This is a genomic window from Pseudomonas sp. MF6751, from assembly GCF_016613265.1.
Taxonomy (GTDB): Bacteria; Pseudomonadota; Gammaproteobacteria; order Pseudomonadales; family Pseudomonadaceae; genus Aquipseudomonas; species Aquipseudomonas fluorescens_BV.
Map to the genome: position 1 here is coordinate 25,822 of NZ_JAENSV010000012.1, position 22,416 is coordinate 48,237.

Here is a 22,416-nt window from a genome sequence, read left to right on the forward strand (position 1 = left end):
TTTGTTTTAGAACAGTTCGGGGGCGGCTATCTTTAGCCTACTTCCGAATTCTCGCGAGCCTTCCAGCGTGAAATGCTCGGCATCAAAGTACAGATAAGCGCCTTTTTCTGAGATTATGTTGCACTCGTATGATTTTCCGCACTGAACATCAAGAGCGCTTTCATACTTGACGTTTTCGAACTTGTTTTCATTGAAGAAGGTTTTTAATTCCTGATCGTAAGCGTAACGCTCTACGGTTTGGAAGCTTCTAGAAAACGCGTTTATCGTCAATGGTGATATTTTATGAGCCTGCTGGGCGTATTTTGATATGTTTAGCGCTGTGTCATTAAAGATCATCTTTGGACCTATGACAAAAATAGGAGCAGGGCTAATCGCTCTTATTTTGTTAATCATCTCTTTCAGTCCATCCAGATTTTTGCTGCCCCAATTATCATGCAGATAAATCGCATCAGCTGTTTTCAGCTCAGGAGATTCCAAAACAGTTTTCAGCTCGTTTTTGCAATCTTGCTCTTTGGTAGGCCAAACAAAATTGTTTGAAAAATTAAAGCAGTAGAATGATGTCTCAATAAGCTTTATCTGTCCGTTAAAACCATTTTCAGTAAGCGCATATGAGAAATCATAAGCGTGGGAATTCCCCACGACAGCAACCTTTTTTAGCTTGCTTGAGTCGTCGAACTGAGTTGCCTTCGTAGTCATGCCATTCCAATATCTAGACCGCTCCGCAGTCAATTGGTCCTGAGTAAGCAAGGCGTACGGGAAGCGTGCAGGGTAGCCATCCTTGAGGTACACAGCTAAAGGCAGAGCGATAGTGCAGATAAGCCCGGCAACAGCCGCTGAGATCAATGCAGCCGTCATTGGTGTAGATCGGTGGCGGAATGCCTGTTCTACAAAGCGCCAGCTCAGATAGCCCATCAGCGCGGAAGCAGCAACCAAACCTACGGCTATCTCGGTGGTTATTTCAACTTTGGAGTAACGCAAGAAGCTGATTAGCGGCCAATGCCACAGGTACAGGGAGTATGAAATAAGGCCAACGAATACAAGCGGTCGAGTTGACAGCGCGTGCGATACCAGCGTTTTTCCGAAGGTCCGAGACCCGATAATCAGGGCCGCGCCAACGCACGGGATCAGGGCGTTTACTCCAGGGAATCCAGAGTTTTTGGAAAGCAGGAAAGCTGGCGCTATGATCATCAGCAAGCCCGCGAACGCTGCGATATTGGGTGCGATGCTCGCCGTATTGATAGGTTTGCGTTTAGAGAGCCAAATGGCCAGGATAGCGCCAACCATAAGTTCACCAGCTCGCGAAGGCAGTAAAAAATAAGTGCTGGACCATTCGCGCTGAACACCTATTTCCGCAAGAGCGAAGGACGCAACGAGTGCCGCGGCTATAACAGCCAGGCGCCAGGCGCTGGACTTGAGCTTTATGATTAGGATCAGGGCCAGCGGCCATACGAAATAGAACTGCTCTTCAACCGAAAGCGACCAGATGTGTAGGAGCGGCATTTCTTCGGCGCTGGATGAGAAATACCCGCCAGAGTTTTTCCAGAAAAAAACGTTTGACGCAAAGGCGATCGCACTCAAAGTGCTTTGAGATAGAACGCTGTAGTCGCTTGGCAGATACAGGTAATAGCCTGCAGCCATCACGGACAGCAACACTACGTAGAGCGCTGGCAATATCCGTCGAGCCCGGCGCATGTAGAAGTCAGAGAAAGAAAAATCCCCTCTTTCCATCTGGCGCGAAATAATACTAGTTATGAGATAGCCCGAGATAACGAAGAACACATCGACGCCGATATATCCACCAGAAAACGCGCTAAAGCCTACGTGGTTCAGCACCACCAGCAGTACGGCGATGGCTCTCAGACCGTCTATATCTGGCCGGTAGCTCATGTTTTTGTTGTGCATGACTTCCCTATCTCTGGGCATGCCCAGTGGTTAATTGATTTTGGCCGGGATTCTACAAGCGATTGCCCGGTGTGTCAGTGAAGTTACATAACTCGTTTTAACCGCCCGCCATTGCGCGGGCTTTTTATTGCCTGGAGAAGGCCATGCCGATCACCGAGCAGCAGTTGCTGCAGATCCTCCCGAACGCCGGCCGCAATGCCGGCGTTTTTGCGTCTGCGCTGAATCTCGCTATGGACAAATACCAGATTAATACCCGTCTACGAATGGCCGCGTTCATTGCCCAGGTAGGTCATGAGTCGGGCCAATTCCGCTACGTTCGGGAGCTTGGCGGCGATCAGTACCTGAGCAAGTACGACACTGGCGCCCTGGCCAAGCGTCTCGGAAATACTCCAGAGGCCGACGGTGACGGGCAGAAGTATCGCGGGCGGGGGCTGATCCAGATCACTGGGCGCGACAACTACCTGGCGTGCAGCAAGGCCCTGTTCAGTGACGATCGCCTACTGCGCACCCCTGAACTACTTGAGCAGGCAGAGTGGGCGGCCAAGTCTGCCGGGTGGTTCTGGAGCTCCCGCGACCTGAACAAGCTGGCTGACGCAGGAGACTTCAATGGCATTACCCGGCGCATCAATGGCGGCTTGAATGGGCTGGCCGAGCGCGTTTCCTTCTATAACGCTGCGTTGAAGGTGCTGGCATGAACGCCCTGTGGCTGAAAGCCCTTCCATATATAGCAGCGCTTGCCGTCGTCCTGGCCGGCCTGTTCCTCGCCTACAGCCACGGCCAGTCGGTAACCGATGCTGAGTGGCAGGCCAAGTGGAGCGCCCGAGACACCAACGACGCCGCGGCGAAGGCTCTGAACGAATCCACTGAGCGCGCCAAAGAGCAGGCCCGCCAACAGACAATCAACAAGGTGATCCAAGATGGTCAGAAAGTCATTGATCAGGCATATGCTGATGCTGCCGCTTCTCGCAATGATCGCAGCTTGCGGGATGCAGCCGACGCAACTGCCGGTAGAGTCGCAGCCAGTCAAGCCGGCGACCATTCCTGCACTGCCGCCGCAAGCCAGGCAGCTACCCGAGCCGTCATGGTGTTTGCCGACGTGCTCAAGCGCGCTGACCAAAGAGCGGGAGACCTGGCGGCAACTGCTGATCAACGCGGGAGCCGTGGAGTGACGTGCGAGCGGGCTTATGATGGGTTGGGGGAATAGGGATTGTGTTCGGCCGGCAGAACGCCGTAGAAAATGCCAAGCTGTCATTATGTTGGCATTGCGGACCCCAAGAGGCCCTATGAAGCCCCAGCACGAAATTTCTATCGCGCTGGAGCCCTTGATCTTAAAGGGCTGTGAATTACCCCCTACAGGTTAGTATCCTTGGCTTCCTGGCTGCCGTTTGAGCCTGCTTTCAACAAGAAGACGCCATGAGCGAACGAACAACTTCTGCAAGCTGGGCGATGGGCATCGTCAAGGCGCTGGAAATGGATGGCCTGGATTGCCGTGCCTTGTTCAAGCAACTGGGCCTGGACTACGCCGCCCTCAGTGACCCCGACGCGCGCTTCCCGCAAGACGCCATGACCCGCCTGTGGCAACGCGCGGTAGAGGTGTCGGGCAACCCGGCGATTGGCCTGAACATGGGCAAGGTGGTGCGGCCTGCCTCGTTTCATGTTGCCGGTTATGCGTTGATGTCCAGCAACACCCTGGCCGAAGGCTTTATGCGATTGGTGCGCTACCAGCGCATCATCGCCGAAAGTGCTGACTTGAGTTTTCGACTGTTACCCGAAGGCTATGCGTTGATTCTGACGGTGCATGGCGATCACTTGCCGCCGACCCGTCAAAGCGCCGAAGCCTCGCTGGCCAGCGCCCTGGCCCTATGTGGCTGGCTCACCGGGCGCACACTGCAGCCCCGCAAAGTGCTGCTGCAAGGCGAGCAGCCAGCGGACCTGGCGCCCTACCAACAGGCCTTTCATGCGCCTTTGCAATTCAATGCACCCTATGACGCGCTGATTTTCGAGCAGGCGGACATGGAGGCGCCGCTGCCCACGGCCAACGAAGCCATGGCGCTGTTGCATGATCGCTTTGCCGGTGAATACCTGGCGCGTTTTTCCGAAAGCCGCGTGACCCATAAGGCGCGTCAGGTGCTGTGCCGCCTGTTGCCTCAGGGCGAGCCCAAGCGCGAAGCCGTGGCCCAGACGTTGCACCTGTCCCAGCGCACCTTGCAGCGGCGGCTGCAGGAGGAGGGCACCAGCTTCCAGGCCTTGCTTGATGACACACGGCGCGAACTGGCCGAGCAGTACCTGGCACAACCCAGCATGACCTTGCTGGAAATCGCTTACCTGCTGGGGTTTGCCGACCCGAGCAACTTTTTCCGCGCGTTTCGCCGCTGGTTCGATGCCACGCCCGGTGAATATCGGGCGCGCTTGCAACAAATGTCGTCGGTCAGTGACGCCAGAACGCCGGAATGCACAACACAAACACGGTGATGATCTCCAGGCGACCCAACAACATGCCCAAAGACAGGATCCACTTGGCGGCATCCGGCAGGGTGGCGAAGTTACCGGCCGGGCCGATGGTTTCCCCCAGGCCGGGGCCCACGCCGGAAACGGTACTGGCGGCGCCGGTCAACGCGGTCATCCAGTCCACGCCCAGCAGCGACAGGGCCAGGGCGATCATGCAGATGGTGATGGCGAAGAAAAACGAAAAAGTCAGGATCGACCGCACAATCTCTTCATCGAGGCGATGGCCGTTGTACTTCTGCTTGATCACCGCGCGCGGATGGATCAACTGATTCAAGTTGGCCTTGAGCAGGATGTAGGCCACCTGGAAACGAAAGATTTTGATACCGCCCGCGGTGGAGCCCGAGCAGCCGCCGATAAAGCCCAGGTAGAAAAACAGCATCAGTGAGAAGTTGCCCCACAGGCTGTAGTCCCCCAGTGCAAAGCCGGTGGTGGTCACCACAGACGTCACGTTCAGCGCCACATGGCGCAAGGCATCGAGCCAGTGCAGGTTGGTGGTCCACCAGTACCAGGTGCCGAGTACCAGCCAGGTCACCAGCAACAGGCCGAGCAAGCCTTGCACCTGCTGGTCCTTGATCAGCGCCCGACGGTTACCGCGCAAAGTGGCCACGTACAGGGCGAACGGCAAGCTGCCCAGGATCATCACCACCACCGCGACCCAGTGCACCGCCGGTTGTTTCCAATGGGCCAGGGACTCGTCCGAGGTGGAAAACCCACCCGTAGAGATTGCCGACATCGCATGGTTGATCGCATCGAACACGCCCATTCCGGCCCACCAGAAGGCCAGGCTGCCGAAGATGGTGATGCCCACATACGCCGCCACGATCAGGCGCGCCACCATGTGTGAACGAGGCATGACCTTTTCCGAGCGATCCGAGGATTCGGTCTGGAACAGGCGCATGCCACCAATGCGCAGCAGCGGCAGGATCGCCACCGCCATGCCGATAAAGCCGATACCGCCGAGCCAGTGCAGCAGCGAACGCCACATCAAGATGCCCGGCGACATGCTGTCCAGCCCGCTCAACACGGTGGAGCCTGTGGCGGTGATGCCGGACATGCTTTCAAAGAACGAGTCGGTGTAGCTGATGTGCTGGGTCAGCAAAAAGGGCAGGGCGGCGAAGATGCACACCACCACCCAACTACTGACCGTCAGCAGGTACATGTCCCTGGGGCGCAGGTGCACGTGCTCTGGGCGACCAGGGATGACCAGCGCCAGGCCGGCGATAAAGGTAATCAGGCTGGCCCACAGGAACGAGGGCAGGTCGCTGGTGCGTTCGAAGATCACCAGGGTCGCCATCGGGATCACCATGGCGACCGCAAGGGTGATCAGGAAGATGCCGATGATGAAACCGATGATGCGCAGGGTCGGCAACGCCATGAAGTTCGCTCGGGTGATTGGGCAGAGGCGCCATTCTACCTGCGGTGCAGGTCTTGTAAACCAAGGGCTGCCGGTTGATGGAGAACCCCTGTGTGTGGCTTGGTGTTTACACAACTTCGCAGCGACGCTGAAGCTGTGGCGAGGGAGCTTGCTCCCGTGACAACCTATCAACTGACGCAGATTTCCCTGACACACCACGATCCAAATGTGGGAGCTGGCTTGCCTGCGAAGACTGCCTAACAGTCAACACAGTTGGATTGTGTACATATCCATTCCTGCGGTAACGGCTACTTAGGGTTCCGCCCTGACGGCGGCTCACTTTGCAAAAGCGGCAAAGTAAGCAAAGCGCTCTTGCCCCACCACTCGGCACCTCGCTTGGGCTCGGTGTGCCCGAACGCAGACTTGAATCCGTGGGCCGCCGCCACGCGCCATCCATGGCGCGGGGCGGCTAACCCGGCGTCCTGCCGGGTTACCCACGAATTCAAGCCTGCGTTCGGCCAGCGTGGTTTAACGGGGCGCCTAAGATCAAAAGCAGATCAAGAGCAAGATCAAGAGCGACTCGCTTCGCATCGTGGTTACCGTCGGCTGCTACGGGCGGTCTGCAAAGTTGTGTAGATACCTCTGCTGCGATGGCGGTGTATCCGTGACAATTAGTCGACCGGACCACCGCCATCGCCGGCAAGCCAGCTCCTACAGGTATAGCGGCGGCAGTTATTGCGCGCATGAAAAAGGCGACCCGCAGGTCGCCTCTTTCAACTGCGCTTGATCAGAACTCGTGATCAGCGCTGTCCGGGTTCAGGTCACTGATACCCAGCTTGCCGGCAGCAGCCTCGATCGAGCCGGTCTGCTTGACCAGGGCGGCAATCGAGTCACGCACGATCTGGTTGCCCTTTTCATTGTCGGCGGCGATCAACTGGTCGTAGTGCTCGCCGTTGTTGGCGTGGTCAACCATCACCTGGATCTTCGCTTCGGTGGCCGCCAGGTCAGCCTTGAGGGCTGCATCGGCTGCCGGATCGGCCTTGGCCACCAGGGACGACAGGCTGGCGCCGGTCAGCTTGGTGCCGTCAACACGGGTGTATTCGCCCAGGTAGACGTTACGGATGCCCTTGGCGTCATAGAAGTGCGAGTAATGGGTGTTGTCGCTGAAGCAGTCCTGTTCGTCTTCCGGCGAGTTGGCTTCCAGGGACACTTTCATGCGCTCCCCGGCAAGTTCGCCCAGAGACAGGCTGCCCATGCCGAACAGCATTTTACGCAAGCCATCGGTGCCCGGTTCCGACTCCAGGGTGGCGCGGTAGTTGTCTTCGACGTTGGGCTTCCAGTTGCCGACCATTTCCTGCAGGTCGCTGACCAGCAGTTGTGTGACAGCGCGCAGGTAAGTGCGGCGACGCTCGTTGTGGCCGCCGGTTGCACCGTCACCGGTCATGTAGTCCGATGCCGGGCGGTTGCCCGCGCCTGGGCCGGTGCCGTTGAGGTCCTGGCCCCACAGCAGGAATTCGATGGCGTGGTAGCCGGTGGCGACGTTCGCTTCGGAACCGCCCAGTTCATTGAGGCTGGCGAGTTTTTCCGGAGTGATCTCCTTGACGTCGACCTTGTCTTCGCCGACCTGGATCTCGTTATTGGCGATGATATTGGCGTTCGCACCTGGGTTACCCAGCGCGTGCTCGTAGGACTTGTCGACGTAGTCGATCAGGCCTTCGTCCAGGGGCCAGGCGTTCACCTGGCCTTCCCAGTCGTCGATGATGGTGTTGCCGAAGCGGAATACTTCGCTCTGCAGGTAGGGTACGCGTGCGGCGATCCAGGCGGTACGGGCCGCTTTCAGGGTTTCGTCGTTCGGGTTGGCGAGGAAGGTATCGATTGCGGTCTGCAGGGTTTTTGCGGTGGATTCGGCATCGCTGTACACCGCAAACACCATGTCTGCGTAGTGCGCGACCACGGCCTTGGCGGCCGCTTCGTCGACCTGGCCAGCCGGGGCAGCCGCCGGTGCGGTAGTGCTGGCGGCAGCGGGTGCCTGGGGCGCGGCGGCCTTGTCTTTACCTTCGCCGCAACCGGCGAGAGAAATGGCAATGGCCAGCAGACTGGCGGTGGCCAGGGGCATACGAATCATGGCGAACATCCTGCTTCGGTTGTTGAAAGGGCGCGCGGGGAGCGCAAACGCTGCGACATAATGCGAAAGATTTGCATTTTGTGTAAAGGCTTATACGCGGGAAATATTGAGTATCGAAGTGTAAATTCAAAGACTCACGGCGTTATTGCGCTCTGACTGCTTCAGATAAGCCGTCAACTCCCGGGCCTGCAGCGGTTTGCTGTAGTGATAACCCTGCCCCTCATGGCACCCCTCGGAGATGATGTAGGCCTCCTGTTCGGCAGTCTCCACGCCTTCGGCAATCACCTGCATGCCCAGGCTTTTGCCCAATTGGATAATGGCGCGCACGATGGTGGCGTCATCGTCGTCGTCCTGCAGGTCCTGGACGAAGCTCTTGTCGATCTTGATCTTGTCCAGGGGCAGGCTCTTGAGGTAACTCAAGGATGAGTAGCCGGTGCCGAAGTCATCAATGGCGATCAGCGCGCCGGAGCGACGCAGGCTCAGCAGGTGCTGGGCTGCGGTGCTGATGTCTTCCATCAGGCCGGTCTCGGTCACTTCCAGCTCCAGGCTGCGGGGCGGCAGGCGATAGATCTGCATCAGGTTGTTGACCACCCGCGGCAACTCGGTGTGGTGCAGTTGCACGGTGGACAGGTTGACGGCCATGCGCAGCGCGGTGAAACCCTGGTCATGCCATTCGCGCAGTTGCCGACACGCCTGGTCCAGCACCCATTCGCCGATGGGAATGATGGTGCCGTTCTGTTCCGCCAACGGAATGAACAAGTCCGGCGGTACCAGCCCATGTTCCGGGTGTTGCCAGCGAAGCAGCGCTTCCACACCGACCACGTGATGGTCGAGATAGCTGATTTGTGGTTGGTACACCAAGTGAAACTGCTCGCGGCCCAAGGCGTCTCGCAAGTCTTTCTCCAGTTCACGACGCCGGCGCATTTCGCTGTCGACGCTGGCGATATAAAACTGATAGCGGTTGCGCGAGCGGCTCTTGGCCAGGGTCATGGTCTGCTCGGCTTTCTGGAGCAACTTCTCGGTGCTGTCGCCATCTTCCGGGAACAGCGTGATGCCGATGGTGGCGCGCAGGCGGATCAGGTCATGCTCAAGGGCGAACTCTGCTTCCAGGTCATCAAGGATGCTTTGCGCCAGTTCGGCGGCTTCGTAGGGCTGGTCGATATCAGCTTGCACCAGGGCGAACTGGTCGCCGCCCAGGCGGGCGAGCGTGCCCAGGCGGCCACTATGGGCGCGCAAGCGATCAGCCAAGGCCAGCAAGAGTTTGTCGCCGGCCTGGTAGGTGAATTGCTCGTTGACGCTCTTGAAATCATCCAGCCCCACGCATAACACCGCGACACGGCGTTGCCGGCGGCCGGCGTCCGTGAGGATTTTGTCCAGTTGCGCCTGCAACTTCTGGCGGTTCGGCAGGCCGGTCAGGAAGTCGTATTGGGCCATGCGCAACAGGCTCGATTCGGCCTCGTGGCGCAGGTGGGTATTGCGCTCGATGGATTCGAGCAATTGGTTGGCGGTGTTTATCCACTGCCCCAGTTCGTTGCGTTCGTGGCCCTTGAGCTGAGGGATCTTGTGCTCGCTGGGACGGTCCGGGTTGATCGAGGTCAGGTGCTCGATTATCCGCGACAGCGGTTTGGTGAGCATCCAGTGATACACCAGGTACAGCACCAGCCCCATGACCAGGGCGCGCAATACGCCCGAGATAAAGATGATGACCGAGCTGACCAGAAAACTTCGGCCATAGGTGGCGGTGTCGAGGGTGATGCTCAGGTCGCCGTAATATTCGCTGTAGGGGCCCTTGCCGACCAACGCAGTAGTAAAGGAGCGTTCCTGGCCAAGAATCAGGTCGGTCAACCAGCGGCTGGGCGACTGCTGTAAAGGACGGCTTTTTTCCGCCAGCATGGTCTCGTTGGGGTGCCCGATGGAGGCCATGCGCACAGCGTCGTCCTGGAACAGACCTTCGATCACCTGCATGCCCATCTCGCGATCCAGGCTGTACACGGCCTGGGTGGAGGGGTCGCGAAACATGTCGAGGATGCGCTGGGCATCGCCCGCCACGGCCTGGCGCGTCTTGTAGGCATCAAAAACGATCTGCGCCACGCTCAGCGCCACACCCACGATCAATGCCGACAGCAGCACAACCCGTAGCAACTTCACCGACAAGCTGTTCTTGAGTTCCAGCTTCAAAGGGGCATTCCTTGTCTCATGCGGGTGGCCGTCAATATGCCATGAGTATTGGCAATCTGGTGATGGCAGTCAAAGGGACATTCGGGCTTGAGATTAATTGAAGGGGCTGGATAAACGTGGAGGGATACCCGCTTATGTCAGGACGTTTGAGGCGTGGGCTGGACGCCGGGCAGAGAAGAAGAAGGCGGAACAGATCCGCCTTCTGTTTGGCGACGCTCTCAAAAATTGATCTTACCCTCTGGCTGTTGCTCTTCCCCTCCGACCTTTGACTGTTCACCCGCTATGTCTACGAGTTTGTTCGTCAAGTCCAGTGCGCTTTTCGCCAGGTCCATTCCCTTCTCAAGAAGACCGGATAACATTGGCACTGCACCCGCGGCCGTTGAAATAGGATCCATTGTCATTCTCCACATTGATTCAGGAGGTTTATTCCTCCTGGCGTTTGTGTGGTGAATAGTTACCGTTGGGTTCCGGGATTTCTGGCATGGCAATCAGGGCGCCCATGAAAAAGCCCGGCAATCGCCGGGCTCTTTTTACTGCAAGCGTCGCTTAGGCAGTGAAGGTCTTGCCTTCGAACTGCTCAGCCACGAACTTCCAGTTGACCAGGTTCCAGAACGCTTCTACATACTTTGGACGCACGTTGCGGTAGTCGATGTAGTAGGCATGTTCCCAGACGTCGCAGGTCAACAGCGGGGTGTCGCCGTTGGTCAGCGGGTTGCCGGCGCCGATGGTGCTGGCCAGGGCCAGGGAACCGTCAGCCTTTTTCACCAGCCAGCCCCAACCGGAACCGAAGGTGCCGACCGAAGTCTTGGTGAACTCTTCCTTGAACTTGTCGAACGAACCGAACGCAGCGTTGATGGCTTCAGCCAGTGCACCGGTTGGTTGGCCGCCGGCGTTCGGCGCCAGGCAGTTCCAGTAGAAAGTGTGGTTCCAGACCTGAGCGGCGTTGTTGAAGATGCCGCCCGAGGAAGACTTGACGATCTCTTCCAGGGTCTTGCCTTCGAACTCGGTGCCAGGCACCAGGTTGTTCAGGTTCACGACATAGGTGTTGTGGTGCTTGTCGTGGTGGTATTCCAAGGTTTCCTTGGAGATGTGCGGCTGCAGGGCATCGTGTGCGTAGGGCAGCGGCGGCAATTCGAAAGCCATGATGATTCTCCTAATCAGGTCAGTTGCGGTGAGCGCAAGGCCGATCACGGGCGGCCAAACATGCGCCGGGGAGTTTGTACTCTTTGCGGCGCAGGGGTCCGATCATAGCACCGGGGGTGCGGCATAACCACGCAACAACTGTGTGGGATAGAGGTTCCAGAGCGTTTTGGAATATTGCTCAGGCGCTGATCAGTTGATAGGCCACCGAGAACATCATCGCGGCTACCAGCAGGTCCAGCAGGCGCCAGGTGGCCGGGCGTGCCAGCCAGGGTGCCAACCATGCCGCACCCAGCGCCAGGGTGGCGAACCACAGGAACGATGCACTGGCTGCACCGGCTACGTAGGCACCGGGTTCGGTTTGTTGCGCGCCCAGGGAGCCGATCAGCAGGACGGTATCCAGGTAGACATGGGGGTTGAGCAAGGTGACCGCCAAAGCGCTCAGCAGCACAGCGCGCAATGAGCGCGTCTTGAGGCTGTCGCTTTGGTCCAGGCTCTGCTTGGAGCACGCCCTGCGCAGCGCGCATGCGCCGTACCAGAGCAAGAACGCTGCACCGCCCCAGCGTGCCACCGCCAGCAGTAGCGGGCTCTGCGCCAGCACGGTGGCCAGCCCGAATACCCCAGCGGCCACTAGCAGTGCGTCGCAGATCACACACAACGCCGCCACGGGTAAGTGATGTTCGCGGCGCAGGCTCTGCGCGAGTACGAATGCATTTTGGCTGCCGATTGCCATGATCAACCCGAGGGCCACCAGCAAACCGTTCATATAGCTTTGCCACATAGAGGGAGATCCTTGTTGATGCTCAAACGATGCTGGCTATGGTGCGGGTCGGGGCTGTATAAGAAAAACCAATATTGCTGATCGCTCATTAGAGAAACTGATGTTCGACTATAAATTGCTTTCCGCCTTGGCGGCGGTGGTGGAACAAGCTGGCTTTGAGCGCGGTGCCCAGGTGTTGGGGCTGTCGCAATCAGCCATCTCCCAACGCATCAAGCTATTGGAGGCGCGCGTCGGCCAGCCGGTGTTGATACGGGCCTCGCCGCCAACGCCCACCGATATCGGTCGGCGCCTGCTCAACCATGTGCAGCAGGTGCGGTTGCTGGAGCGTGACCTGCAAAGCCAGGTGCCGGCCCTGGACGAGGAGGGCATGCCTGAGCGCCTGCGCATTGCCCTGAATGCCGACAGCCTCGCCACTTGGTGGGCCGAGGCTGTCAGCGACTTTTGCGCCGAACAGCATGTGTTGCTGGACCTGGTGGTCGAAGACCAGACCGTGGGCCTCAAGCGCATGCGCGCCGGTGAAGTGGCGGCCTGCATTTGTGCCAGCGAGCGTCCCGTGGCCGGCGCTCGCAGCCTGTTGCTGGGCGCCATGCGTTATCGGGCGCTCGCCAGCCCGGCCTTTCTGGCGCGGCATTTTCCTGGAGGCGTGCGGGCCGACCAATTGGCGCGCACGCCTGCGCTGGTGTTCGGCCCGGATGATTTCCTACAGCACCGCTACCTGGCGTCCCTTGGCGTGGACGGTGGTTTCGAACACCATCTGTGCCCGTCATCCGAAGGTTTTATCCGCCTGACGGAAGCCGGCCTGGGGTGGGGCCTGGTGCCTGAATTGCAGGTACGCGACCAGTTGGAAACCGGTGTATTGGTCGAGTTATTGCCAGATAAGCCCATCGATGTGCCGCTGTACTGGCATCATTGGCGCAGTGGCGGGCAACTGTTGGGCTTGTTGACCGACCATCTGGCCGATGTGTGTGGCCATTGGTTGGTGCCGTTGGAGTGATGGCGCGCGTCAAGGCAAGAGCGATGAAAAATGAAAGAACACGGAGTACGACATGAAAATTCTGGTCACCGGCGCAAGCGGCTTCATTGGCGGGCGCTTTGCGCGCTTCGCCCTTGAGCAGGGCCTGGACGTGCGGGTCAACGGGCGGCGCGCAGAGGGTGTGGAACACCTGGTGCGGCGCGGTGCCGAGTTCATCCAGGGTGATCTGAATGATGCCGACCTTGTGCGCGATCTGTGCCGCGATGTCGAAGCCGTGGTGCATTGCGCCGGCGCCGTCGGGCTGTGGGGCAAGTACCAGGACTTCCACCAGAACAACGTATTGGTCACCGAAAACGTCGTCGAAGCCTGCCTGAAACAGCGCGTGGGGCGCCTGGTGCACCTGTCGTCGCCGTCGATCTATTTTGACGGTCGCGATCACCTTGGGCTCACCGAAGAGCAAGTGCCCAAGCGTTTCAAGCATCCCTATGCCGCTACCAAGTACCTGGCCGAGCAGAAGGTGTTCGGCGCCCAGGAGTTCGGCCTGCAAGTGATAGCCCTGCGCCCACGCTTTGTCACCGGGGCCGGCGATATGAGCATCTTCCCGCGCTTGCTGAAAATGCAGCGCAAGAACCGCCTGGCGATCGTCGGCGACGGCTTGAACAAAGTCGACTTCACCAGCGTGCACAACCTCAACGAGGCGCTGCTCAGCAGTTTGCTCGCCACCGGCTCGGCCCTGGGCAAAGCCTACAACATCAGCAATGGCGCACCGGTGCCGATCTGGGATGTGGTGAACTACGTGATGCGGCAGATGGAGCTGCCCCAAGTGACCCGCTATCGGTCCTACGGTTTGTCCTACAGCGTGGCGGCGTTGAACGAGGCATTCTGCGCGATGTGGCCGGGGCGGCCGGAACCGGCGTTATCGCGTCTGGGCATGCAAGTGATGAATAAAAACTTCACCCTCGACATCAGTCGCGCCAGGCATTATCTCGACTACGAGCCCAAGGTCAGCCTGTGGGCCGCGCTCGACGAGTTCTGCAGTTGGTGGAAAGCCCAGGACCCGGGCCGCCAATAACCTCATAAGCAGCAACACTTCGGGAACCCAATTCCAGGTTCCGAGTCGATCCATGCGCCGGGAGTGCGGTTTATACTCCTGCCGCTCGGCTTTACAGCCAGCCATCTCATTGATTCAGGGTAGATTCATGCGTAACGATGCTAAAGACGACTTCGACAACGTTCCCAGCCTGCGGGCCGACCTTGGGGATGACGATGATTTCGTGCCGACCCCCGCGACGTCGGTGCGTTCGCGAACGACGCCCGTGGTCAAGGTCAAGAGCGCCAGCACTGGCCCGTTGTGGGCACTGGTCGGCGCGCTGTTGATCGCTTTTGCGGGCCTGGCCTGGTGGAGCTTCCAGCAGATTTCCCTGATGGGCCAGCAGTTGGTTGCCACCCAGGAAAGCTTTGCCCGCATCAGCGAAGAAGCGGCAGGACGGCTACAGGCGATTTCCGGCAAGGTCGTGGCCAGCGAAGCGAATGTGAACAACGGCAGCGAAGCCTTGAAGCTGCAGATCAAGCAACTGGAAGCCCAGTTGCAGGAGCAGGGCAAGCAACAGTTGGGCGTAGCGGGTCAAGCCTCCGAGTTGGACAGCCGCCTGGCCCAGATGAGTGCCAGCACCACCGAACTGACAGCGGCCAATACCAAACTGCAAGGCCAGGTGCAGGCCCTCACTGACGCGGTCGCCGGCCTCACGGCAGCACAGGCCGAGATCAAGGGCCTGGCCACCGATGTGGCGGCGTTGAAGAAGCAAGGCAACCCAAGCGCTGCCATCGCCCGTCTCGAGCAAGACCTAGTGGTACTCAAGAGCGCCCAGGAAAACCAGCCGGCCAACATCGACGCGCCGACCAACAAGGAATTCGACGTGTTCCGCATCCAGACCACGCGCAATATCACCACCTTGCAGAGCCAGGTGCAGAACTTGAATCAGCGTCTCAATGCGCCTGCTGCGGTCACCCCACTGGGTCAATGAACTCAAAATCATCCTCTGTAGGAGCGAGCTTGCTCGCAAAAAACGTTAACGATCACGCAGGTTTCCTGGAATAAACGCGGCGCTTGTGAGCTTTTCGCGAGCAAGCTCGCTCCTACATTCGGGTGTTGATTGTCACCGCTCGGTGACATTTCTTTTCCCCTTCGTTACTTGCCCCTGCCGCGCCCTTGTTTAGACTCCAGTCATCCCAAAAAAACAATAAGGGCCACCCATGACCACCCACCCACTGCCTGCCAGCAGTTGGCTGAATGCACCTGCCCATTACGCTTGGCTCGCCGCAGAAGGCCAGCGCCTGTTGGCGTTCGCCAAGGCATCGCGCCTGCCGGACGGGTTCGGCAACCTCGACGATAAAGGCCAGTTGCCGGCCAATGCCCGCGCCGAAACCATGAACACCGCGCGCATGACCCACAGCTTTGCCATGGCCCATGCCATGGGGTTGCCGGGTTATGCCGAACTGGTGGCGCACGGTGTGGCAGCGCTCAGCGGCCCGCTGCGTGACAGTGAGCACGGTGGCTGGTTCGCCGCGCCCCAGGCGGCTGATGGCAACACCGGCAAGGCCGCCTACCTGCACGCCTTCGTGGCCCTCGCCGCCAGCTCTGCCGTGGTGGCCGGCGCGCCGGGTGCGCACACATTAATGAACGACGCCGTCCATATCATCGACCAGTTCTTCTGGAGCGAAGAGGAGGGCGTCATGCTCGAATCCTTTGTCCGGGACTGGAGCGGCGTCGAAGCCTATCGTGGCGCCAACAGCAACATGCACGCCACCGAAGCTTTCCTGGCATTGGCCGATGTCAGTGGTGATACACGTTGGCTGGACCGTGCGCTGCGCATCGTCGAACGGGTGATCCACACCCACGCCGCTGGCAACCAGTTCATGGTCATCGAACATTTCGATGCGCACTGGAAGCCGTTGCTCGGTTACAACCAAGACAACCCCGCCGATGGCTTTCGCCCCTACGGCATCACCCCCGGCCATGGTTTCGAATGGGCGCGGTTGCTGCTGCACCTTGAAGCTGCGCGCCTCAAGGCCAAGCTGGCCGCGCCGGACTGGCTGGTGAGCGACGCCAAAGGCCTGTTCGCCAGTGCCTGCGAGTATGCCTGGGCGGTGGATGGTGCGCCGGGCCTTGTCTACACTCTGGATTGGAACCAGCGCCCGGTGGTACGCGAGCGCCTGCACTGGACCCATGCTGAAGCCAGCGCCGCTGCTCAGGCGCTGCTCAAACGTACCGGCGAGCTGCATTACGAAACCTGGTACCGACGCTTCTGGGAGTTTTGCGAAACCCACTTCATCGACCGGCTCCAGGGCAGTTGGCACCACGAACTCAGCCCGCACAACCAACCCAGCAGCAAAATCTGGGGCGGCAAACCTGACCTGTACCATGCCTGGCAAGCGGTCGTGCTGCCTGCACTGCCCTTGGCACCCAGCCTGGCCAGTGCATTGGGCAGCGGATGCTATGTCACCAAGTGGTGACATTTGTACGTCCCTTTGTTACCTGCGCCCCGAAAATCCATGTTTAAACTCCGTGCAGCGCAAGCTCTAGACTTGCATGCATAACAACAAGAAAAGGTACTCAGATGAACGCGATTAATCGCCTCGCCGTCGCTATTTCCATTGCCTCGTTGTTCCCCCTCAGTGCATTTGCCGCCGACTCCAAAGGTACGGTGGAAGTGGTGCATTGGTGGACCTCCGGCGGTGAAAAAGCGGCTGTGGATGTCCTGAAGGCCCAAGTTGAGAAAGACGGCTTCACCTGGAAAGACGGTGCAGTGGCAGGCGGCGGTGGCGCCACCGCCATGACCGTGCTGAAAAGCCGCGCGGTCGCTGGCAACCCGCCAGGCGTTGCCCAGATCAAAGGCCCCGATATCCAGGAATGGGCCTCTACTGGCCTGCTCGACACCGACGTGCTCAAAGACGTCGCCAAAGAAGAAAAATGGGATTCGCTGCTCGACAAGAAAGTCTCCGACACCGTGAAATACGACGGTGACTACGTGGCCGTGCCGGTGAATATCCACCGCGTGAACTGGCTGTGGATCAACCCGGAAGTCTTCAAGAAAGCCGGCATCACCAAGAACCCAACCACCCTCGAAGAATTCTATGCAGCGGGCGACAAGCTCAAGGCTGCAGGCTTCATTGCGCTCGCCCACGGCGGCCAGCCTTGGCAGGACAGCACCGTGTTCGAAGCGGTGGTGCTTTCGGTAATGGGCGCTGATGGCTACAAGAAAGCGCTGGTCGACCTGGATAACGGCGCACTGACCGGCCCGGAAATGGTCAAGGCCCTCACCGAGCTGAAGAAAGTCGCGACCTACATGGACGTCGACGGCAAGGGCCAGGACTGGAACCTGGAAGCTGGCAAGGTCATCAATGGCAAGGCCGGCATGCAGATCATGGGTGACTGGGCCAAGTCCGAGTGGACCGCCGCCAAAAAAGTCGCTGGCAAGGATTATGAGTGCGTAGCGTTCCCGGGCACTGATAAAGCCTTCACCTACAACATCGACTCCCTGGCGGTGTTCAAGCAGAAAGACAAAGGCACTGCTGCGGGTCAGCAGGACATCGCCAAAGTAGTGTTGGGTGAAAACTTCCAGAAGGTGTTCAGCATCAACAAGGGCTCGATCCCTGTGCGTAACGACATGCTGACCAAGATGGAATCCTACGGCTTTGATTCCTGCGCCCAGACCGCCGCCAAGGACTTCCTGGCCGACGCCAAGACTGGCGGCCTGCAGCCAAGCATGGCGCACAACATGGCCACCACCCTGGCGGTGCAAGGTGCGTTCTTTGATGTCGTGACCAACTTCATCAACGACCCGAAAGCCGACCCGGCCGACACGGCCAAGAAGCTTGGCGCGGCGATCAAGTCGGCCAAGTAACACCCTATGTAGGAACCCGGCTTGCTGTGGCGAGGGAGCTTGCTCCCGCTGGGGTGCGAAGCGCCCCCAAAGACAGCGTCTGCTTCGCAGCCGAGCGGGAGCAAGCTCCCTCGCCACAAAAGCGGGTTCCTGCAGGCTGTAGTCCTTTTTCCCTGTACTGGATTTTCCCATGAGTTCTGTTGCTGTGTTCAGCAAGGCCTCGCCATTCGATGTGCTGCAGCGCTGGCTCCCTAAACTGGTGCTGGCGCCGAGCATGTTCATCGTGCTGGTGGGCTTTTATGGCTACATCCTGTGGACGTTCGTGCTGTCGTTCACCACCTCGACGTTCCTGCCCAGCTACAAATGGGCGGGCCTGGCGCAGTATCAGCGGCTGTTCGATAACGACCGCTGGTGGGTGGCGAGCAAGAACCTGGCCGTGTTCGGCGGCATGTTCATCGGCATCACCCTGGTGATCGGTGTGCTGCTGGCGATTTTCCTCGACCAGAAAATCCGCCGCGAAGGCTTTATCCGCACCATTTACCTGTACCCGATGGCGCTCTCCATGATCGTCACCGGTACCGCCTGGAAATGGCTGCTCAACCCGGGCATGGGCCTGGACAAACTCCTGCGGGACTGGGGCTGGGAAGGCTTCCGTCTCGACTGGCTGATCGACCCGGACCGCGTGGTCTACTGCCTGGTGATCGCCGCTGTGTGGCAAGCCTCGGGCTTTATCATGGCGATGTTCCTCGCCGGCCTGCGCGGTGTTGATCAGTCGATCATCCGCGCTGCGCAGATCGATGGCGCAAGCCTGCCGCGTATCTACTGGAGCGTGGTGCTGCCGAGCCTGCGCCCGGTGTTCTTCAGTGCGGTGATGATCCTGGCGCACATTGCGATCAAGAGCTTCGACCTGGTGGCGGCAATGACCGCAGGCGGCCCGGGCTACTCGTCCGACCTGCCGGCGATGTTCATGTACTCGTTCACCTTCAGTCGCGGCCAGATGGGCATGGGTTCGGCCAGTGCAATCCTGATGCTCGGTGCGATCCTCGCGATCATTGTGCCGTACCTGTATTCCGAGCTGAGGACCAAGCGCAATGACTAGTCTCGCCGCAAAACCTGCCATCAGCCTGAGCCGCATCGCGATCTACGCGGTGCTGATCCTGGCGGTGCTGCTGTACCTGGTGCCGCTGGTGGTGATGCTGCTCACCAGCTTCAAGACCCCGGAAGACATCAGCACCGGTAACCTGCTGAGCTGGCCCACCGTGGTCAGCGGCATCGGCTGGGTCAAGGCCTGGGCCACCGTGGATGGCTACTTCTGGAACTCGATCAAGATCACCGTTCCTGCTGTGCTCATCTCTACCGCCATTGGCGCCTTGAACGGCTACGTGTTGTCGTTCTGGCGCTTCCGCGGTTCGCAGTTGTTCTTCGGCCTGCTGCTGTTCGGCTGCTTCCTGCCGTTCCAGACTGTACTGCTGCCCGCGTCGTTCACCCTCGGCAAGATGGGCCTGGCCAGCACCACCACCGGCCTGGTGTTTATCCACGTGGTCTACGGCCTGGCGTTCACCACGCTGTTTTTCCGTAACTACTACGTGAGCATCCCGGATGCGCTGATCAAGGCGGCACGCCTGGACGGAGCGGGTTTCTTCACCATCTTCCGCCGGATCATCCTGCCGATGTCGACGCCGATCATCATGGTCTGCCTGATCTGGCAGTTCACCCAGATCTGGAACGACTTCCTGTTCGGTGTGGTGTTCTCCAGCGGCGACTCCCAGCCCATCACGGTGGCGCTGAACAACCTGGTCAACACCAGCACCGGGGCCAAGGAATATAACGTGGATATGGCGGCGGCGATGATCGCCGGGCTGCCGACCCTGCTGGTCTATGTGATCGCAGGCAAGTATTTCGTGCGCGGCCTCACGGCCGGCGCGGTCAAGGGGTAATCATGGCTACGCTTGAACTTCGCAATGTAAACAAGACCTATGGCGCCGGCCTGCCCGACACCTTGAAGAACATCGAACTGTCGATCAAGGAAGGCGAGTTCCTCATCCTGGTCGGCCCGTCGGGCTGTGGTAAATCCACGCTGATGAACTGCATCGCCGGCCTTGAGACCATCACCGGCGGCGCGATCATGATCGGTGATCAAGACGTCAGCGGCATGAGCCCCAAGGACCGTGACATCGCCATGGTGTTCCAGTCCTACGCGCTGTACCCGACCATGAGCGTGCGCGAGAACATCGAGTTCGGCCTCAAGATCCGCAAGATGCCGCAAGCCGACATCGACGCCGAAGTGGCGCGCGTGGCCAAGTTGCTGCAGATCGAACACCTGCTCAACCGCAAGCCGGGCCAGTTGTCCGGTGGCCAGCAACAGCGCGTGGCCATGGGCCGTGCCCTGGCGCGTCGGCCGAAGATCTACCTGTTCGACGAACCGCTGTCCAACCTCGACGCCAAGCTGCGCGTCGAGATGCGTACCGAAATGAAGCTGATGCACCAGCGTCTGAAAACCACTACCGTTTATGTGACCCACGACCAGATCGAAGCGATGACCCTGGGCGACAAAGTGGCGGTGATGAAGGACGGCATCATTCAGCAATTCGGCACCCCGAAGGAAATTTACAACGACCCTGCCAACCTGTTTGTGGCAAGCTTTATCGGTTCACCACCGATGAACTTCGTTCCCATGCGTCTAAAACGCCAGAACGGTGGTCTGGTCGCGCTGCTCGACAGCGGCCAGGCCCGTTGCGAGTTGCCGCTGGGCATGAATGACGCCGGTTTGGAAGACCGCGATGTGATCCTGGGCCTGCGCCCGGAGCAGATCGTGCTGGCAGCGGGCGAGGGCAACGGCTCGTCGAGCATTCGCGCCGAAGTGCAGGTGACCGAGCCTACCGGCCCGGACACCCTGGTGTTTGTGCAGCTCAACGACACCAAGGTCTGCTGCCGTTTGGCGCCGGACGTGGCGCCGCAAGTGGGCGAGACCCTGACCTTGCAGTTCGACCCGGCCAAGGTATTGCTGTTTGACGCCAAGACCGGTGAGCGGTTGGGCGCAGTGGCTTCATTGCCGGCACAGGGGCATGCCGACAATGTGACCCAGTTCAAGGGCCGTTAAGCAAGATAAGTGATTGTTTTAGTTAAAAAATGTAACCCGCGTTAGATAAAAACAGTTTAATAACAATAAAGACGAGGATGTAGGGATGAAAAAGCAACACAATAACACCCGGCTGATCTGCCAACTGTCAGCGGCAGCAGCCCTTGTATTGTCCGCCAATGCGATGGCGGCCGATGCATTCAGCGCCGATTCCAAGTGGATGACCGGCGATTGGGGCGGTGAGCGTACCAAGCTGATCGAGCAAGGTATCGACATCAAGGCCGACTACGTGGGCGAGATGGGCTACAACGCCCATGGCGGCTACAACGACGACAAGACCGGTCGTTACTCCGACCAGTTCGGTCTGGGCGTGGCGCTGGACCTGCAAAAACTGTGGGGCTGGGATAACACCCAGGCCAAGATCCAGTTGACCAATCGTAATGGCCAGAACATCTCCAATGACCGCATTGGCGACCCGCGTGCCGGCACCTTGAGTTCCTCGCAAGAAGTGTATGGCCGTGGCCACATGGTGCGTCTGACCCAGTTCTGGATTCAGCACCAGATGTTCGACAACAAGCTGGACGTGAAGCTCGGTTACTTCGGTGAAGGCGAAGACTTCAACACCTTCCCTTGTGACTTCCAGAACCTGTCGTTCTGCGGCTCGCAGGTCGGTAACTACGTCAATACCTGGTACAACTGGCCGGTCGCCCAGGCCGCTATTCGCGTGAAATACAACATCACGCCTGAGCTGTATGCGCAAATCGGTGCCTACAACCAGAACCCGTCGCAGCTGGAGCACGGCAACGGCTTCAAACTCAGCGGCAGTGGTACCAAGGGCACCGTGATTCCGGTGGAATTGGTCTGGTCGCCGAAGGTTAATAACCTGCCGGGCGAATACCGTGTGGGTTTCTATAAAAGTGCGGCCGATGCTCCGGATGTACGTGAAGACGTCAACGGTAACGATGCGGTCCTCAGCGGCGCCGACTTCCGTACCCGCAGCAGCAAGAAAGGCTACTGGTTCGTTGCGCAACAGCAACTCACCACCCATAACGGCGACGCTTCCCGTGGCCTGAACATTGCAGCCAACGCGACCTTCCATGACAAGGAAACCAACCTGGTCGACAACTACCAGTCGTTGATGCTCGTGTACAAAGGCCCATTCGACGCGCGTCCAAAAGATGACGTCGGCATTGGCGTCGCTCGCCTGCATGTCAACGATGACGTGAAGAAGAACTCTCAATTGCTCAACGCCGCCAATGGTGTGAGCGACTACGACAATCCGCTGTACACGCCGATTCGTGAGACTGAATACAACGTCGAACTCAACTACGGTTTCCACGTCACCAACTGGCTGACTGTGCGTCCGAACCTGCAGTACGTTGTCCAGCCTGGCGGCGTGGATAAAGTCGACAACGCGCTGGTAGCGGGCCTGAAAATTCAGTCTACGTTCTAACGCTGTTGCGATAAGCTCCTCTCTCTGTGCGCATTTGCGG

General features: G+C 59.1%; 18 protein-coding genes. 12 read left to right on the forward strand and 6 right to left on the reverse strand.

The features are described 5' to 3' along the window. Positions 1 to 6 precede the first annotated feature (6 nt). A complete protein-coding gene (locus JJD66_RS12485; protein ID WP_200648287.1) occupies positions 7 to 1,902 on the reverse strand; it encodes an acyltransferase family protein in 1,896 nt (631 codons plus the stop codon). A 143-nt stretch (positions 1,903 to 2,045) separates the two neighbouring features. Between JJD66_RS12485 and JJD66_RS12490 the strand changes: the two genes are divergently transcribed. The 3 genes from JJD66_RS12490 to JJD66_RS12500 all read left to right on the forward strand — a co-directional run bounded on the left by JJD66_RS12490 (position 2,046) and on the right by JJD66_RS12500 (position 4,374). Continuing rightward, positions 2,046 to 2,597 carry a glycoside hydrolase family 19 protein gene (locus JJD66_RS12490; RefSeq protein WP_200648288.1) on the forward strand — a complete coding sequence of 184 codons (552 nt, stop codon included), beginning with the start codon at positions 2,046 to 2,048 and terminating at the stop codon, positions 2,595 to 2,597. Beyond that, positions 2,594 to 3,106 carry a DUF2514 family protein gene (locus JJD66_RS12495; RefSeq protein WP_200648289.1) on the forward strand — a complete coding sequence of 171 codons (513 nt, stop codon included), beginning with the start codon at positions 2,594 to 2,596 and terminating at the stop codon, positions 3,104 to 3,106. The genes JJD66_RS12490 and JJD66_RS12495 overlap by 4 nt, the downstream gene beginning before the upstream one ends. Positions 3,107 to 3,315: 209 nt before the next feature. Further along, positions 3,316 to 4,374, forward strand: a complete 1,059-nt coding sequence (locus JJD66_RS12500; RefSeq protein WP_034128534.1) for an AraC family transcriptional regulator — start codon at positions 3,316 to 3,318, stop codon at positions 4,372 to 4,374. Here JJD66_RS12500 and JJD66_RS12505 read toward each other — a convergent pair. The 5 genes from JJD66_RS12505 to JJD66_RS12525 form a co-directional block, all read right to left on the reverse strand. Next, positions 4,331 to 5,785 carry a TrkH family potassium uptake protein gene (locus JJD66_RS12505; protein WP_003193780.1) on the reverse strand — a complete coding sequence of 485 codons (1,455 nt, stop codon included), beginning with the start codon at positions 5,783 to 5,785 and terminating at the stop codon, positions 4,331 to 4,333. The two genes, JJD66_RS12500 and JJD66_RS12505, sit on opposite strands and share 44 nt — an antisense overlap. A 766-nt stretch (positions 5,786 to 6,551) precedes the next feature. After that, positions 6,552 to 7,889, reverse strand: a complete 1,338-nt coding sequence (locus JJD66_RS12510; RefSeq protein WP_105228131.1) for an imelysin family protein — start codon at positions 7,887 to 7,889, stop codon at positions 6,552 to 6,554. A gap of 126 nt (positions 7,890 to 8,015) precedes the next feature. Continuing rightward, entirely contained in the window at positions 8,016 to 10,067 is a 2,052-nt protein-coding gene (locus JJD66_RS12515) for a putative bifunctional diguanylate cyclase/phosphodiesterase (protein ID WP_105228129.1), read from the reverse strand. 546 nt (positions 10,068 to 10,613) lie between these two features. Beyond that, positions 10,614 to 11,210 (reverse strand): superoxide dismutase, encoded by a 597-nt coding sequence (locus JJD66_RS12520; protein WP_003175739.1) that lies wholly within the window; start codon positions 11,208 to 11,210, stop codon positions 10,614 to 10,616. Positions 11,211 to 11,388: 178 nt separating this feature from the next. Further along, on the reverse strand, positions 11,389 to 11,988 hold the full coding sequence (locus JJD66_RS12525; RefSeq protein WP_200648290.1) for a LysE/ArgO family amino acid transporter: 600 nt from the start codon (positions 11,986 to 11,988) through the stop codon (positions 11,389 to 11,391). Between the two features lie 100 nt (positions 11,989 to 12,088). Between JJD66_RS12525 and JJD66_RS12530 the strand changes: the two genes are divergently transcribed. The 9 genes from JJD66_RS12530 to JJD66_RS12570 all read left to right on the forward strand — a co-directional run bounded on the left by JJD66_RS12530 (position 12,089) and on the right by JJD66_RS12570 (position 22,376). Next, positions 12,089 to 12,982, forward strand: a complete 894-nt coding sequence (locus JJD66_RS12530) for a LysR family transcriptional regulator ArgP (RefSeq protein ID WP_054896698.1) — start codon at positions 12,089 to 12,091, stop codon at positions 12,980 to 12,982. Between the two features lie 52 nt (positions 12,983 to 13,034). After that, entirely contained in the window at positions 13,035 to 14,033 is a 999-nt protein-coding gene (locus tag JJD66_RS12535; protein WP_034128528.1) for an NAD-dependent epimerase/dehydratase family protein, read from the forward strand. Between the two features lie 127 nt (positions 14,034 to 14,160). Beyond that, positions 14,161 to 14,985 (forward strand): ATPase, encoded by an 825-nt coding sequence (locus JJD66_RS12540; protein ID WP_200648291.1) that lies wholly within the window; start codon positions 14,161 to 14,163, stop codon positions 14,983 to 14,985. A 229-nt stretch (positions 14,986 to 15,214) separates the two neighbouring features. Then, positions 15,215 to 16,474 carry a D-mannose isomerase gene (locus JJD66_RS12545; protein ID WP_200648292.1) on the forward strand — a complete coding sequence of 420 codons (1,260 nt, stop codon included), beginning with the start codon at positions 15,215 to 15,217 and terminating at the stop codon, positions 16,472 to 16,474. 104 nt (positions 16,475 to 16,578) lie between these two features. Then, positions 16,579 to 17,865 carry an ABC transporter substrate-binding protein gene (locus JJD66_RS12550; RefSeq protein WP_003193767.1) on the forward strand — a complete coding sequence of 429 codons (1,287 nt, stop codon included), beginning with the start codon at positions 16,579 to 16,581 and terminating at the stop codon, positions 17,863 to 17,865. A 169-nt stretch (positions 17,866 to 18,034) separates the two neighbouring features. Continuing rightward, a complete protein-coding gene (locus JJD66_RS12555; protein ID WP_003193765.1) occupies positions 18,035 to 18,943 on the forward strand; it encodes a carbohydrate ABC transporter permease in 909 nt (302 codons plus the stop codon). Continuing rightward, positions 18,936 to 19,781: a carbohydrate ABC transporter permease gene (locus tag JJD66_RS12560; RefSeq protein ID WP_003193763.1), complete on the forward strand. Its 846-nt coding sequence runs from the start codon at positions 18,936 to 18,938 to the stop codon at positions 19,779 to 19,781. The genes JJD66_RS12555 and JJD66_RS12560 overlap by 8 nt, the downstream gene beginning before the upstream one ends. Before the next feature lie 2 nt (positions 19,782 to 19,783). Beyond that, a complete protein-coding gene (locus JJD66_RS12565; protein WP_096144824.1) occupies positions 19,784 to 20,944 on the forward strand; it encodes an ABC transporter ATP-binding protein in 1,161 nt (386 codons plus the stop codon). 85 nt (positions 20,945 to 21,029) lie between these two features. Next, positions 21,030 to 22,376 (forward strand): carbohydrate porin, encoded by a 1,347-nt coding sequence (locus JJD66_RS12570; protein ID WP_054918236.1) that lies wholly within the window; start codon positions 21,030 to 21,032, stop codon positions 22,374 to 22,376. The last annotated feature ends 40 nt before the right edge of the window (positions 22,377 to 22,416 follow it).